Genomic DNA, 15,198 nt, shown 5'->3' on the forward strand with positions numbered 1-15,198 from the left:
CTAATTCTCCGGAAGCTGATCGGGATTTATATCCAGTTCGCCTTGGCTGGATGTTCCTTCATCGCGGATCTCCTGCTCTAAGCGTTCGATTTCGTCGTTGCTTAGTGAATCCACCTGTTCGACAGACATTTCACCCAGACCGGGGATATGATCCATTGGTGGAGGCGCCGGACTCAGGAAGCTTTGGATTCTTTCCATGGCTACTTCGTATTCGGCTTGGTTGATGCTGTGAAACTGATACAGGTTCTGAACGATCTGGCTCATGCGTTTGCGCGCGAACTGAGTCAGTTCTTTTTTGTGGTAGGAGTGTGAATACTTGATGGGGCTGGGAAGAACCATCGCTAGGAATGCACTTTCCACGACATCCAGGCTTGCCGGGGATTTTTTAAAGTAAAACTGGGCAGCCTGTTTAACACCGTAAATGTTTTTTCCAAACTCGACGATGTTCAGGTACTTTTCCAGGATTTCTTTTTTGGTCAGTGTTTTTTCAATTCGATCGGTAATGATGGCTTCAAGACCTTTGCGGAAGAAGGTGCGATCCGCATTCAGGAACATGTTCTTAGCCAGCTGCTGAGTGATCGTGGATCCACCGCGTTTGTAAACGCCGGTTTCCCAACCCTGACGAAAGTTCTTTTCGATAACTCCCCATTCGAAGCCGTGATGCTTATAGAAGTTCCCGTCTTCGGTCATGATGATGGTTTTTTGCAGGTAAGGGCTGATTTGTTTCAGTGGCACATAGTTTTTCGAAGTCGGACACAAATCCACCTTGTACATGGTGGTGATCATGCAACCTTTGATTTCCTTCGCATCGGGAAGCCACGACCAGACGATCGCGGAAGCAGTAATCATAATTGCAGCTATGATGGCGAAAAAAAGTCCTGCGGCCTTCATCTTATTTTAACATCCCTTGTTCTTTGATCCATTCGATACTGTTGTGAATTGCCTGACGTGCCGGACGGGGCTTGAATCCCAATTCGCGCTGCGCTTTGGAAGAGTCAAACCAGTGATACATCGTGGCTGTATAGGCGTTTTCTTTACTTAGAGGACCTTTCAGGCCCATCTTTTCCATGAAGTCACCGATAGTTCCAACAAAATGAAGGACACCATCTGGCAACTCCTTGGTTGGAGGTTTAACTCCAGCTTCTTCTGCAATCATGCGGAAAAGATCTTTAATCAGAATATTTTCACCAGACAGAATATAGCGCTCGCCAGTTTTGCCGATTTTCCAGGCGCTGATAATTCCCTGAATCACATCTTCAACGGCAACAACATTCACGCCGCCGGAAGTGTAAAACTTAAGTTTACCCTGGGCGACTTTTAACATCATCTTGCGACTGCCTTTTTTGGCGTCGCCACGTCCATAGATTGTTGCGGGATTTAAAATAACCGCATCAATCTCGCCTTTGTCACAGGCTGCTTTTACCAAAAGTTCTGCATCGTGCTTCGTTTCAAAATAACCAAGATCTAAATCATGAATATTGAAAGGGGAGTTTTCATTAAGAACTTCAGTTGGTGTGCGACCGCCACCGACGGCGACGACCGAGGACAGGTGCACCAGACGACGAATCTTTTTCTCTCTGCAGACTTCGATAACGTTCGCTGTTCCTTGGACATTTACTTTTTCCATAAGGGGGCGGTCAGCAGCCTTATAGGCCACCACACCAGCCAAATGGAAAACAGTGTCGATACCTTCAAAGGCTTCCAATAGTGAAACGATATCAGTCACATCACCGTGACGGTATTGGCAGTTGATGCCATTAAGTTCAGAGATATCGCTTTTAGGTCTGACCAAGGCAAAGACTTCGTGCCCTTCGTTAACCAAGGCGCGTGTCAGCCAGCTTCCTAAGAATCCATTTGCACCAGTGACTAGAACTTTCATACTGCTTGTGCCTCGTTGTTATCGGTATCTTCATCAAATCGGGTGATGAACCTTTGGCAAAGTCTTGCCATGATGATCCCGGTGATAATTCCTAACATTGCCCCAGCCAGAATATCCGTCGGGAAGTGAACGCCGTTGTAGACGCGACTATAGGAAACCAAGACTGCCAATGTCATCATCGGTGCCATAGCTACCGGGAAGATGACAGAAACAAATGTCGCGAAATTGAAAATATTAGTAGCGTGATTGGAGACGAAACTAAATCCACCAAAAGGCGCCCTGACGTTAACAGTTAGATCCTGAGTTTCAGCAGGCCTCGGTCTTTGCACTGTCTTCTTAAACCCCCAGTTTCCGATTCCATCAGATAGCGAAACGCTAAGTACCGCCATGATGAAAATAGTGCAGCCCTTTTTCCAACCACGACGCCAGATGAACATCGCAATGATCAACGGGATGCAGACGATCTTAACCGGGTCTTTTTTATGAAGGTCTGTGATGAATGGAAAAAACACGTCTGCCCAGGGAGCAGTCCATTCTGAATTGATAAGAGTAAAAAGACGTTTATCGAGGTTCAAAATAAAATCGAGCATGATAGGGATCTTAACTTAGTTTTTTGCCCGCAGAAAGTCTAGGTCTTCCGAGGGCCAGAGTGCCTCGTTCAACTCGCTATGGCATTATTATGCCTATGGACATAGCTACAATCCTAGGGCTCGTTATTGGTTTTGGTGGAATCATCTTTGGTAACTTTATCGAAGGTGGGCATATTAGTTCCCTAATGCAATTCACTGCGTTTCTTATTGTGTTTGCAGGTACCGCTGGAGCGGTGATGGTTTCCAGTTCAGAACATGCGCTGAAAACAGGATTGAATCTGGCACGCAAAGCTTTTAAGACCGAAGAAAGTAAGGCGCACGGTAAACTGGAAGATATTATCGAGTGCGCGCGTCTTGCGAAAAAGGAATCCATTCTTTCCTTAGAACCACGCATCAGCAAGATTGGTGATCCACTATTGCAAAATGTACTGCGCAATGTTGTGGATGGGGTTGAAGAACCCGTTATTCGCGATATCTTTGAAACGCAAATTTACACCGAAGAAGACGAGATGTTAGCTGGTGCAAAAATCTGGGCTGATGCTGGCGGCTTTGCGCCGACGATTGGAATCATCGGTGCGGTTCTGGGTTTGATTCACGTGATGGGAAACCTGACGGATACAAGTAAACTGGGTGCAGGTATTGCGGTGGCCTTCGTAGCTACTGTGTACGGTGTCAGCTTCGCGAATCTGCTCTTTCTGCCAATCGGAAACAAGATTAAGAAAAAAGTGGAAGACGCGACTCGGGAAAAACTGATGGTGCTTGAGGGCGGATTAATGATCGCCAAAGGTTCCAATCACATGGTCATTGAACAAAAACTAAGGTCTTATTTACCTCATGTCAGCAAAACGTAGAAGACACGAAGAACATGTGAATCACGAAAGATGGTTGGTCTCTTATGCAGACTTTATCACTCTTTTATTTGCGTTCTTCGTTGTTATGTACGCGACCTCTACGGCCAACGAATCCAAACAAAAAGATTTCGAGCAGTCGATCAAATTGAACTTCCATCTGGTGGGAAAGGGCGGCACTGATCAAAACGGCGACGCAATTGATTCTGCGATCGCAGAGCTGGATATTCCGGTGGGTAACTTCCCCAAAAAGGGAGGCCCGGCAGAAGCTGCTGACTATGTAGAGCGTGCCTTGGGCAAGGCTATGAGCAAGGAAGATCAGAAAAAGGATATTCAGGATATCTATCACGACTCTGTCGGAGTTCGAGTCTCCCTGACGGCTTCCAGCTTCTTTACACCGGGGTCTGCGAAACTTCGTCTGTCTTCGTTACCAGCCTTGGACAAAGTGGCGGAAATTCTTTCAGCTAACGACAAGCGAATTATTATTGAAGGCCATACAGATGATACACCCATCGAAGATCCTCAGTATCCCAGCAACTGGGAGCTTGCCGGGGATCGCGCATCTGCCGTGGTTCGATATTTTGTGAAGTATCACAAGTTAAATGCAAAGAGATTTGTCGCGATATCTTATGGTGATCAAAAACCGATTGTTCCGAACGATACTGACGAGCACAAATCCATGAATCGTCGAATTGAAATCCTGATAGTCACCGACAACAAGAAGATCGGAATCTAGTATTCTGAAAATAAAAAAAAGCCGAGGTTTATGTTGCCTCGGCTTTGGTGTTTTTATCTGGGGTTCGGAACTAAGCTACGCAATCTTTTAATTTCTTCAAGATCTCGATCGCTTTTTCTCTGGATACTTTTTGAGTTTCCATTACTGCGTCGATCAAGTTTTCTTCAGCAAGCTTGCCGTTGCCTTCGCGAGCTTTGAAAGCTTTGATTACTTTAACATAAGCTGTACGCTCAGCACCTTTGAATACCGTCAAGATTTGAGTGCCAAGGCGAAGCATTTTGCTATATGCAGCTACTGCAACAGAAGATTGCTCTGGAGTATTTTCACGAGAACTTGCTTTGCCCGCCAAGTGCATGTTTCCGATCATGGAAGCCAAGCCTTCAGCACCTTCAGCAAGTTCAGTTGCTTCGTTTCTGTCTTCAATTTTATCAGCAGCTTTTTTAACAGCCGCGATGGAAACTAGATTTTTAAGTACTTCTTTATCGCCCAATGCGTTTTCAACAATTTTAGATTCTTTACCTGGAGCGATGTCTTTTACTGCTTGCTCTAGGTATCTTTTTTCAGCGTTCTTGCCGGAAGCGTTCTTAAGGTTGCCGTTTGCATCCAAGAAGTACTCTTGGCTTTGTTTGTCAAACTTAGCCAAACGCTCTGGTGTTGTCATTTTCCCTGGAGCGGCGAATGCTGTTGCAGAGAAAGTGATTGCCATACCGATAATAAATGCCTTTTTCATTGAAAACTCCTCTTCATAAACTTAAAAAATGTTAAATCCTATACCTTTAATACTAAGCAAATCCCTTACCATCTTTAGGTCCTCTATTTTCGATCTGACCAATTTGGCCTGTTTAACAATCGAAATCAGTGACCTTTTTTGCGTTCCGGCGTTTACCCCGGGAAACCGTCTCAAAATGAGGCGGCTCCTTACTTCGCTCCCAAGCTCAAAGCTCTATAGTCAGCCATTTGCTTTTGAACCATGTTGTTGAACTTTTTAGTCAACACATCGACCTCTTTAAGGTTGTTGATTTTATCCCAGCTGACGGCGTTCGCGATGGCACCATAAGACTTCATCTCTGATGCCAGGCTTTGAAGGGATTCAAGGACCGTCGTCACCACGTTGATTTGTGCTTTTGTTAACGTGAACTTTTGTGCAATCACTGGTTCTTTCGGAGCTGAATCATCTTCTTCTGCCAATGCCGCGAATGGATCTTCGCTTTGCTTAGGTTCCATTTTTTCAGAGCTTGCACCCATGATTTTAGCTACTTTCAACAATGCAGCTTGGATCTTTTGTTCTTGTTCTTCTAACTCAGAATTTTCAAGTGTGGACTGGACTCTTTCGCGTCCATCAACAGTCACGATTTTAATTTTTTTTATAAGACGGTTCATCGTGTTGAATTCAGCTTCAACTTCTTTTAGAAGTGGATCGTTTGGAAACTGATTCAGGATGTTTTCAAAATCTAACTTATAAGTAGGCTTCGGATTCATGATGTCATTCAGGATCGAAAGATAAACTCTTTCCTCCTGGAAGATCGCATTCATCGCACCGTTGTAGGCTGGGCCTGCATTGATCAGGATTCTTCCTGTTTTGTAAAGGCTGCGGATCAAGTTCACAACGATCTTATCGTATTCCATGCTGTATGTGTCGAAGGCCTTTTTCATTTGGCTGTACGTGTTTTCTTTCCACCAAGTATCGAACGCTGGTTTTGTTGCTGTTCCTAAAACTGATGGGCGAATATCTGCCAGAAGGTAACTGACGACACCATTGTAACTTCCGTTTTTGGCATTCACCCCCCACGTGTAAGCGGTTGGTGCAATTGCCTTAAATTTTTGCGTCAAAGAAGGATCACATTCTTGAAAACTGTCAGCTGGATTTCCGATTGAAGGAGGAAGGAATACTGAAGGGAAGCCCGTTACGTCACGGACGGTTTGTTGACCCTTTTCCACGTCGGGACCGCAGACCATTTGCATAACAAAATAGTCTGAAATTTGTGGTGTTGCGAAGATGCCGACGCGTCTGTAGTAGTTTGTATTGCTGACTTTTTCATATGTGCCAGGGCTTGATACATACGATTTTACCCAAGCTTCACCCATTGCCAATTGTGGTTTTGGATTTCCAACCATCGTTTGAACTTGAGTAAGCAACTTGTAGTAAATCGCATCTGCGCCAGCGTTTTGTTTCACAGACAATGAACGAAGTTCACTGTTCATAAGATTGAATACCGTAACCACTTTGTTTAAGTCTTTATTACCCAGTCCGTTTACGATAGTCGTGAAGTTCTTTTGCTGTACTGGAGTCATTTTTTTAAATTCTGGTGAACTTAAAATCATCGTTGAAGCTGCTGCCGCATCATGCAGGGTGTACTTTTGGCGTTGTTCGATGAATTTTGGATCGTTATGGTAGGAATCGTCCGGGCCCGCTTTCATACCATCAGCCTTAACTCCATTAAGAGGGGACGCAAGAGTGATATTTGCGGTATCGTTGCGATCAAATCGATCTTGACGAGCTTGTTGAACGAAGTCGCCATAGAAGTTCTCAGCAGATTTATATCCTTGCGTCAGTTGCATAAGGGCACTCTGCCAGTTCTGACTTGCCTCATGGACATCAGCCAGGTTGGCCATGCGCCACGCAGCCATTTTTTCGCGGAAAGTTTTAAGTCTTGATTGAATTGGTACCTCATAGCTATTCACCCAGTGAGGCTTCATCGCATTCATTTCTTTTTCTATGTTCTCTGTCGCTGTGTAAAGCTCAGGAGCATCTACGATATTTCTCCAGGCATAAGTCACGGAGCGCATGAAAAGCTGATCCAGTGCTACGAACGCTGAAAGTTTCAAACCTTTTGTTAGCAAGAAGCGCAGACCTTTTACTTGAGTTGTTCCCGGCATAAGCCAAGTCACGATATCCACACCCGTCATACGGATGATATTTGCTTTTTGAGCGTTAAGACCAAGCACGATGCCTTTTTCAAGGCCGGCAGCAACAGCAGATGAGATCAACATTGAAGTGATATTCGGAGCCATCTCCCAGATTTTCTTGTGAATAACCAGATGTTCATAGGCCTTTTCGCATGGATCTGCATCTGCACCACTTTGAATGTCAGCTTCAGTTAACTTTTTGCCCATCCAAGTTTTGGCGCAGGCTTTCACATTAGGATCTGCAACGATTTGTGAGGCGATACCCTGAACAGTCGCACCCACCGTCATACCCAAGTAAGGAATGAAGGCATGATACTTTGGATTTTTCATGTACATCGAAAGAACGTTTGAAGCAGCACCTTGGGAATACATGAACAATTGGAAACCGATGATTCCCATTGGGGAAAATGAATGGGCGACGTGTTGGTCAGCCGCGACTGGATTCATTGAGTAGTTAAATACCAATTGACCCGCGATGACCAGACCCATGGACATAAAGAACATCACTGATTCAGGTGCCAGATTATGCAAGGAGTGCGAGAACGCTGCCTTATTGCCAGTCCATACTTTGCCCATATCATTCAAAAGGCGGCGTTCAATATTCTTCGGAGAATACTTGCGCAGATTTTGTTCGTCAGCGAATGGTATTTCCATAACAGGAATGTTTGATTTCTTTTCGAAAACACGTGTGATTTTGTTCTCATAGTCGACCTGAACACGATAGCCAGCGCTTTCCATGATGGCAGCATCTTGCTTAGCGCGTTTGTCCTCTGTTTTGGTCAAAGTGGCTGAAATTGCCGGAGATACTGAAGAAAAGCTCACCACAAATGCAGTAAGTAAGCTGATCATTCTTTTATATGTTAAAGAAGCCTTAAACATAGTTTCTCCTCAAAGGGCAAATTGCCTTACTGAAGAGATAAGCAAGTCACGGACCTGTCATAAGTAATATAAAGCACCTGGAACGACTCAGACTGAGACTGGGCCTCTTTCGGTCACGGGGGTGTCAATAATAATGACATCACGGTGCCGGAAGTACGATGGAAAGCCCCCAGCTTTCGAGCTCGTCTTTATTGGAATATTCTGCGCGAAACTCTACTTTTCCATAGGACTTCGAGCCTGCCAGGTAGTTGTTCCACACGAAGCGTCCCTCTGAAGTTGAATAAAGGTATTTCGTCTGAAACAGAGTTCGGAATGTATCAACCCACTTCATCATAAACATGGAATTCGCACCCAAATAGGGTTTCGCGGTGGAAGCCAAATCAGAGTTTTCGCTGACCGCCAATAGCGACCAGCGAGTGGCCTTAAGAATCGGGAAGTCAAAGCTCGCACCAATTCCACCATTCACGTACGGAGATAGTTTTGGTGTGGTTCCCACTTCAACGGACCAGGAGTTCGGCTTTTCCAGCTGAGTCCATGGTGAGGTGGATAGAATGCTTAGCAAAACAAACTCGTGAAGATCCCAGTTGTTCAGTTCCGGCTTGTAGCGCACATCAAAAGTGAAGAAATTTAACTGCGAAAACGGTGCAAGTCCGCTGTCATCAGATAGCAAATCGTGAAATCCGCGACGAAATTTGAATTGGTAATAGTCCTGGTAGTCGTCCTTGCCGTAACCCAAGTAAAAAGCAGCAGTGGGCGGACTTAGTAACGGTGATTTAGGAGGAGTAATCTGAACCGGATCAGTGATTGCACCCAGTTTTGCACGGGCCACTGACAACCGATATCGTTCATCACCGTATTCTTTCTGATCGCGATACTCTTGAATGGATAGATAGCTAAGGGCTGCCTCAAGTGTCTCGGCTTTTTCTTTTTTTGCAAGGCCTTGATAGGATTCGCTGCTGTCGTTCTTATTAACTAAGACTGATCGCAATGCGAAGCGCTCTGAAAAGTTCAAGTTCGCATAGCGGGAACGCCATTCAGTTTGCAGAGATGTTCGCAACTTTTCATTCTCAAGTAAACCCGCATTGGAAATGGCTTTAAGTGAATCCAAGGGAATTACGAAATCACGAAACTGTTCGGTCAGGTTTGTTTCAGGGGACACAGCTTCAATAAGTTCCAGCATTTGTGACGAACAATTTTCATCAGCGAAATAGTAGGGAGCGTAACTACCTTCAAGCTCCAGCAGGTGATCGAGCATAAGATCGACTTGCTGGGGAGAGAGTTTTAACTTGTACTCCCACAGATCGCGTCCTTCGAGATTTGAGTATTCCTGGATTTTCTGATGGTAAGGAAGCATCGAATAAACGCCCGGATAGTATCCGAAGATACCTTTTAGTGCGTAAAGTGCACCGCCGTCAGAGCCGGTAAAAGCGGCATAATTAATTCCATAGTCCAACAGATCAAGTTGTCCGGTGTTTTTAGGATTGTGCAATCGTAAGAATGTGTGACCGAAGCTGGAAGGTGCGCTGGAAAGATCAGACGCTGCAAAGACAATATAAGCTTCAGTGACACCCAGTTGTTTTTTCCATTGAACTCGTTCGGGACACTCAAGCAAATCAGCTGCAGAAATACCTAGTTCAGATTTAAGCCATGCTGTGCGGGCCAAGTAGCGACACTGTTCTTTGGCTGTGCCTTCAGTGAAAAGCAGATCGATAGTAGCAAGTAGTTCTGCCTTAGGATCTTTTGATCCATTTGCGGAGATAAAGTAGTTCCCTTGTATTGGGGAGTGATAGCGGCCAGATAAACCTTTTCGATAGTGTCCCAGTTTTAACCAGGCGGCAGACTTATCAAGATTCTTGGTCAGCGCTTGTTCTTTGTAATTCGAGGTGGTCTGCAATGAAAAGCCCCACGTAAAAAGTGGGGCTATCAATAGAAACGCAGTAGCTAAAAGACTACGAACCATGGCAAAGGTTTTGAAGATCCTTTTGACCAGCAAGTTCATTGTTCAAGTTAGAAACCATATCAGCTGCAGATGTGTTTGCTGCTGGGATGATGTTTGAGTATGAATTTTGAGTGAAAGAACCGAAAGCCACTTGAGCTTGAGTGTTCGAGCAACCTTTCATTTCAGCCAAAGTCGCCAAAAGTTGACCATGACCTTGAGCCATTTCACGAGAAAGTTCTTTTTGATTCACTTCAACGAAGTATTGAACTTCTTTATCGTTCATTACGATACCGCTTGAAGAGCAACCAGAAGTACCAGAAGTGATACCGAAGAACTGAGTCAGCAAGGAACCGTTTGTAGTTAGAGCCAAAAGCTGCAAACCTTTTGTGTTCTTAGTGATAATCATGGAACCCAAACCGCAACCTGCGTCACCGGCGAATGCGTTTGCAGAGAACAGAAATAAAGCCGTAACTAGTACCTTTTTCAATGTAACCTCCTGTGGTTTTTTATTTATGCTGACTCAATCTCGGTTTTCCTACAAACTGAAATTACTGTAGGTCAAGGAGTGAAATATGTCGGTAGTTGAGGCAAACAAACAGAATTTCCAACAACTAGTTCAAGAAAACCAGATAGTAATCATAGACTTCTGGGCTGTGTGGTGTGGTCCGTGTAAACGTTTTGCACCTATTTTTGATGCCGTGGCAGCGAAGCATCCTGACGTAAAGTTTTTAAAAATAAATACAGATGAAGAGCCTGAAATCGCAGCAAGTTTTGAGGTCAAATCAATTCCAACTTTGGCGGTCATTAAGGAACAAGCGATCATTTTCGTTCAACCTGGTGCTGTGAATGAGGACATCCTTGAGCAAATCGTTCAGCGCGCTAAAGAAGTCGATATGTCTCAGGTTGAAAAAGAATAAAAAAAACCCGCTCTCTTATCGAGGCGGGTTTTTTATTTCATCGAAGTGTAAGACTACTCTTTTACGATCTTAACGTGCTTCATGATAACCGGCTCAGCGGGGCGATCCATTGGGCCTGTTTTTGAATTTTCGATGGAATGAACTACGTCCATACCTTCAACAACTTCTCCGAATACCGCGTGACGACCATCCAACCAAGGAGTTGGAACAGTAGTTACGAAGAACTGAGAACCGTTAGTGTTAGGTCCTGCGTTCGCCATAGATAGGATACCTGGCTTAGAGTGCTTTTGTTGACCAGCTGGGAATTCATCGTCGAAACGGTAACCTGGGCCACCAGTGCCAGTTCCAAGTGGGCAACCACCTTGAATCATGAAATCTTTAATCACGCGGTGGAAAGTCAAACCATCGTAAAATGGCTTTTTAACTTTTTCGCCAGTTTTAGGATCAGTCCACTCTTTAGTGCCTTCTGCAAGACCTACGAAGTTTTCAACTGTCTTCGGGGCTTTATCAGCAAGAAGTTTAACTTTAAAATTACCTTTGTTCGTTTCGAAAATTGCAAACATCTGTTTATCCTTGTTTTTAGAATCTTTTTTAGTGGCTGACTTATCAGCAGTTTTTTTAGCTGCAGCTTTATCAGTCGTTTCTGTTGCCGCGGCTTTTTCTTTAGTTTCGCCATCAGCTGGTTTTGCTTCCGCACGGAAACTGAAAGCTGCTAGCAAGAACGCGAAAAGGTAAATCCAAAATACCTTTTTAATATCGATATTCTTCGACATCTAAATACTCCTGATTAGTTATAGGACAACTATTAGTGAGGGCCCCGACGAGGGTCAAGTTCCTTCAGGATAGTGACGTTGTCAGAAACTCTCTTAGAGATTTCTTCGAGAAGCTTTGCAGGCGTAGTATTAAGCGCCACAGCAAGATTATGAAAGGACTCGTGATTTAAGGACACTTCGGCCGTTGCTTCTGACGCTATCAGCTGCAACATCTGTTCGACTTGACGCAAATAGACGTAGTTCGCAAGCAGCTCAGGGGCATGTGCTTGTTTTACAGTCAGAAATGCCTCTGTCGAAGTATCTTTGGGAGTGATCTTTTCATTCAGTAAAACCGTCTGAATCGCAAGTTCCACATCGACCATTCCGCCTTCGCTGAATTTCAAATTCAAATCTGGGGACTTGGTGATGAGTTCAGTGCGAATGCGATTGAGTTCAATCAGTTGCTCAGTGCCAAGACCTTTGCCGGAAAATTCCTGCGCAAGCACCGGTCCTGCATAATCAATCCATCTTGCTTTCAAATAAGCCTGACGTTCCCAAACTTCAGATTCCTGAGATAGATAATCTTGTAAGTCCTTAAGCGGAATCACGATAGGACCTGCTTTGCCGGAGGGTCGCAGGCGCATGTCGATGGAATAAATATTTCCACCGCGATGGGGTTCAGTCATGCGCGAGATGAATCTTTTCGCCAGTTTGAAATCATTGTCAGAGGGTTCGCCAGTGATCACGAAAATGAAATCAAGATCTGATTTAAACCCCAGTTCGCGCCCACCCCATTTGCCCAAAGCAAGAATTTGCACAGAGCAGGGAAAATCTTTCTTTAGTGCATTTAGCAAAGCCAGGGCCGTGGTGTCTGCAGTGAACGTCAGGTTCGTCAGTAGTTCCGGCAGATCACGCGATTCCAAAAAGCGACTGCCATTGACCAGTTCAGAGAGAAGTTTCTTTTCCGCAAGTTCTTCCAGTAGCAAACCCAGATCTTCGGAAAGACTGTTTTGTGCGCGATACACGAAAGAATCCAATAGTTCTGGACGACTGCACAGGATGCGCGACAGGTAAGGAGAGTGGGCAAAGAGCCAGGCAAGTTTTTTCATAAGCTCTTTTTCACGCAGAAGAAGAGTAAAGAAACTGGCCTTGGCACGAGTACTGCGAATGAAATCTTTCAGAAATAGGAGCGCCCGATGACTATCGCCACCCTGAATTTTCAATGTCTGAATAAACTCCTGCAAAAAAGCTTTGCGTGCGTTCTCATCACGCCCTTTGTTGCGGGAAAGCACTTCCTGCTCGATAATTTCATTCCACAACTCCTGAATATCTGATTCAGGAAGACCCAAGGTGATCAATTCATTTTCTAAAGAGGCACTTTCCGGAGCTTCGCCCAGCAAAGACTTAACTATCTGATCACAGTGCTTCATTTCCTCAGGAAGCGTCGCGAGTGCCTTCATCACGAACTGCGGATGAGATTCTTTTAACTTCAATAAATGAGTCTGCTCGTCGTTTAAGGCTTGAACGTAGTTTTCAAGTCCTCGCAGATTTCCGTAATGTGCGATTAAGAAATCAGATTCAGCCCGTGGCAACAAAGCTTTCGCAGCTAGGGCTTGCAAAGCTTCAACAGTTCCGCGCAATTGCAGGGAAGGATCCTTTCCACCGTGGACCACTAACAAAGCATGAGTGAATAGCTCCAGATCGCGAATTCCCCCAACACCCATTTTCAAATCAATAGCATCGCCGGCGGATTGTGTATGATAGTGATTCTGGATTTTGCCTCGTAGATGTTTCAAGTCATCGAACAAGGTGAAATCAAGATGGCGGCGATATGAAAACTTTCGCGCAAACGAAGTGACGTCGGAAATGACATCACCGCTGCCGCAAATTGCACGTAATCTTACGAAGGCCAGACGCTCCCAGGTTTCCCCATAATTTCCGTAGTAGTCGCGAAAATGTTCAATGGAGGGAATCAACGGTCCGTGACGACCTCCGGGGCGCAAGTCAAAATCAACACGAAAAACAAATCCGTCGGCAGTGCGCTCGCTAAGTGCTTTTTGAAACTGCCTTAACATCTTTAAGTGCTTTTCGTCTTCATTCTGCGAAACAATCAGAAGATCCACGTCAGAGCTTAAGTTGAGTTCGCTGGAGCCCAGTTTACCCAGGGCAAACAATGCTACATCACCGCTGGTAAAGCAGTGCTGAAAGGCTTCTGTTAAAAGCTCATCAGCTGCGGCACTCCAGTCATGACATGTTTTTAGTGGATCTTCGGAGTTGGCTTTTGCCAAGTTGGCGCAACGGGACCAGATCCCGTTGCGTTTGAATCTTAAAGAAGATTCGAAGGAGGGATTACTCAAGGTTTACAGACCACTTCGGTTTGAAGTAGTTGTAATTATCATTGGTTACGCGACGTTCTTCGCTGCCATCAGCAGTGGAAAGATAAACCTGATTTTTTCCGGTGCGGTTGGATGTGTAAATAACGAAGCGTCCGTCCGGAGAAAACGAAGGATCTTCATTCGAGGACATCTTGCCATTCGATTTTTTCGCTGAAGTCAGGCGGATCATATCGGAACCATCTGCATTCATCACAAAGATGTCGAAGTTGCTGTCACTTTGGCCGGCGAAAGCGATTTTCTTACAATCCGGTGACCATGAAGGGGAGGAGTTAAATACTCCCGCAAAAGTCAGACGTTTCACGTTTCCGCCATTGGCATCCATCGTGTAGATCATCGGTTTGCCAGCGCGGTCAGAGGAGAACGCGACTTTATTTGCATCGCCTGGGCACACCGTCGGCTCAACGTTCATTGCACCTGCGGGACCGTTGGTGATTTTGCCCAACAAAGTTCCATCGTAAGTCATTTTGTAAACGTCAGGGCTTGTACCTTGGGAAATCGTCAGGAAGATTGTTTTACCATCCGGGGAAAACGATGCGCCTGAGTTAATACCCTGGCGATAGGAAATCAAAGAACGTTTGCCGGATTTAAGATCCAACAACAGCATGTCGGCGTTTCTGAATTTGGAACCAACGCGTTTAACGTAGGAAGTGTAAGCCACTTTTGTGCCATCAGGAGACCATGCCGGAGAAATCGCCACACTCGAGTGTTTTGAAATCTGCATGGAGTTCGCGCTGTCCCAGTCCATCAAGTAAACTTCGCGGGCCTGGCCACCAGCGCGGTCCGAAGTCACCACCAAGCGGGACAGGAACATACCATCAGTTCCAGTCAGGGCTTTAAGGATGTCATTTGCGAAAGTGTGACCGATGCGACGGGCGCTTGAAACCGGGCCTTTATACTTTTTGCCAGCGATCAAAGTCGCTTTGCTGACAGAGTATAGATAGGTTTCCAAAGTTACATCGTTACCGGCGATTGAAAATCCAGCGCGAATCAAGAAATCCGCACCAATTGCTGACCAGCTTTGAAACTTGAAGCCGCCAGGATTTCCCGGTGCTGGTGTCAGACCTGTTTTGCTTGGATCCTCAAGGAAGGCTTTGGAATCGATAAATTGAAAGTAAGAGGAAACTGCCAGGTCGTTATTAACGACGTTATAGATTTCAGCGCCCGTTGCGTGATAGCGCGAAGCTGTTGCCGGAGTGCCGAAGTATTGAAGTGCCGGAAAAGCCAAAAGACTTTTCTTTGTGCGAGCTTCACCCAGTTTGATGTAAATGCCACTGCCGTTTTCTTGGGCTGCGCCAGTTTGTGCAAAGGCGACGAATGCAAGTACCACACATAGAAGTCGGATCATAGGTATCTCC

13 protein-coding genes are annotated in these 15,198 nt (G+C 45.2%); 3 read left to right on the forward strand and 10 right to left on the reverse strand.

Annotation, left to right across the window (positions count from 1 at the left end; all coding sequences use genetic code 11):
- Genes ACLVWU_RS00740 through ACLVWU_RS00750 form a run of 3 tightly spaced genes read right to left on the reverse strand, consistent with a single transcriptional unit; the run spans position 1 to position 2,469 of the window.
- Positions 1 to 849 (reverse strand): biosynthetic peptidoglycan transglycosylase, encoded by an 849-nt coding sequence (locus ACLVWU_RS00740; protein WP_413576546.1) that lies wholly within the window; start codon positions 847 to 849, stop codon positions 1 to 3.
- A 43-nt stretch (positions 850 to 892) separates the two neighbouring features.
- Entirely contained in the window at positions 893 to 1,879 is a 987-nt protein-coding gene (locus ACLVWU_RS00745) for an SDR family oxidoreductase (RefSeq protein WP_413576547.1), read from the reverse strand.
- Positions 1,876 to 2,469 carry a phosphatase PAP2 family protein gene (locus tag ACLVWU_RS00750; RefSeq protein ID WP_413576548.1) on the reverse strand — a complete coding sequence of 198 codons (594 nt, stop codon included), beginning with the start codon at positions 2,467 to 2,469 and terminating at the stop codon, positions 1,876 to 1,878. Before ACLVWU_RS00750 ends, ACLVWU_RS00745 begins: the two co-directional genes overlap by 4 nt.
- A gap of 59 nt (positions 2,470 to 2,528) precedes the next feature.
- Between ACLVWU_RS00750 and ACLVWU_RS00755 the strand changes: the two genes are divergently transcribed.
- Both ACLVWU_RS00755 and ACLVWU_RS00760 read left to right on the forward strand, forming a co-directional pair.
- A complete protein-coding gene (locus ACLVWU_RS00755; protein WP_413576549.1) occupies positions 2,529 to 3,320 on the forward strand; it encodes a flagellar motor protein in 792 nt (263 codons plus the stop codon).
- A 16-nt stretch (positions 3,321 to 3,336) separates the two neighbouring features.
- The gene (locus ACLVWU_RS00760; RefSeq protein ID WP_413576550.1) at positions 3,337 to 4,053 is read left to right on the forward strand and encodes an OmpA family protein; all 717 of its coding nucleotides are present in this window, start codon (positions 3,337 to 3,339) and stop codon (positions 4,051 to 4,053) included.
- A 70-nt stretch (positions 4,054 to 4,123) separates the two neighbouring features.
- Here the strand turns inward: ACLVWU_RS00760 and ACLVWU_RS00765 are convergent, their stop codons facing one another.
- The 4 genes from ACLVWU_RS00765 to ACLVWU_RS00780 form a co-directional block, all read right to left on the reverse strand.
- Positions 4,124 to 4,783, reverse strand: coding sequence for a hypothetical protein (locus tag ACLVWU_RS00765; protein ID WP_413576551.1), 660 nt, complete (start codon positions 4,781 to 4,783; stop codon positions 4,124 to 4,126).
- Positions 4,784 to 4,971: 188 nt separating this feature from the next.
- Complete coding sequence (locus tag ACLVWU_RS00770) at positions 4,972 to 7,839, reverse strand: hypothetical protein (RefSeq protein WP_413576553.1); 2,868 nt, start codon at positions 7,837 to 7,839, stop codon at positions 4,972 to 4,974.
- A gap of 139 nt (positions 7,840 to 7,978) precedes the next feature.
- Positions 7,979 to 9,799: a DUF4105 domain-containing protein gene (locus tag ACLVWU_RS00775; protein ID WP_413576554.1), complete on the reverse strand. Its 1,821-nt coding sequence runs from the start codon at positions 9,797 to 9,799 to the stop codon at positions 7,979 to 7,981.
- Positions 9,789 to 10,265: a DUF3015 family protein gene (locus tag ACLVWU_RS00780; protein ID WP_413576555.1), complete on the reverse strand. Its 477-nt coding sequence runs from the start codon at positions 10,263 to 10,265 to the stop codon at positions 9,789 to 9,791. Before ACLVWU_RS00780 ends, ACLVWU_RS00775 begins: the two co-directional genes overlap by 11 nt.
- A gap of 85 nt (positions 10,266 to 10,350) precedes the next feature.
- On the opposite strand from ACLVWU_RS00780, the gene trxA reads away from it, so the two are divergent.
- The gene (trxA, locus tag ACLVWU_RS00785; protein WP_413576556.1) at positions 10,351 to 10,695 is read left to right on the forward strand and encodes a thioredoxin; all 345 of its coding nucleotides are present in this window, start codon (positions 10,351 to 10,353) and stop codon (positions 10,693 to 10,695) included.
- 53 nt (positions 10,696 to 10,748) lie between these two features.
- Here trxA and ACLVWU_RS00790 read toward each other — a convergent pair whose 3' ends face one another.
- From ACLVWU_RS00790 to ACLVWU_RS00800, 3 genes are read right to left on the reverse strand one after another with little or no spacing between them, the layout of a single operon-like run.
- Positions 10,749 to 11,468, reverse strand: a complete 720-nt coding sequence (locus ACLVWU_RS00790; RefSeq protein ID WP_413576557.1) for a peptidylprolyl isomerase — start codon at positions 11,466 to 11,468, stop codon at positions 10,749 to 10,751.
- Positions 11,469 to 11,500: 32 nt separating this feature from the next.
- Positions 11,501 to 13,804 carry a glutamine-synthetase adenylyltransferase gene (locus ACLVWU_RS00795; protein WP_413576558.1) on the reverse strand — a complete coding sequence of 768 codons (2,304 nt, stop codon included), beginning with the start codon at positions 13,802 to 13,804 and terminating at the stop codon, positions 11,501 to 11,503.
- On the reverse strand, positions 13,797 to 15,188 hold the full coding sequence (locus ACLVWU_RS00800; protein ID WP_413576560.1) for a translocation protein TolB: 1,392 nt from the start codon (positions 15,186 to 15,188) through the stop codon (positions 13,797 to 13,799). The genes ACLVWU_RS00795 and ACLVWU_RS00800 overlap by 8 nt, the downstream gene beginning before the upstream one ends.
- Positions 15,189 to 15,198 lie beyond the last annotated feature (10 nt).

Origin of the sequence: Bdellovibrio sp. HCB290 (assembly GCF_047305925.1) — a bacterium.
Lineage (GTDB): Bacteria > Bdellovibrionota > Bdellovibrionia > Bdellovibrionales > Bdellovibrionaceae > Bdellovibrio.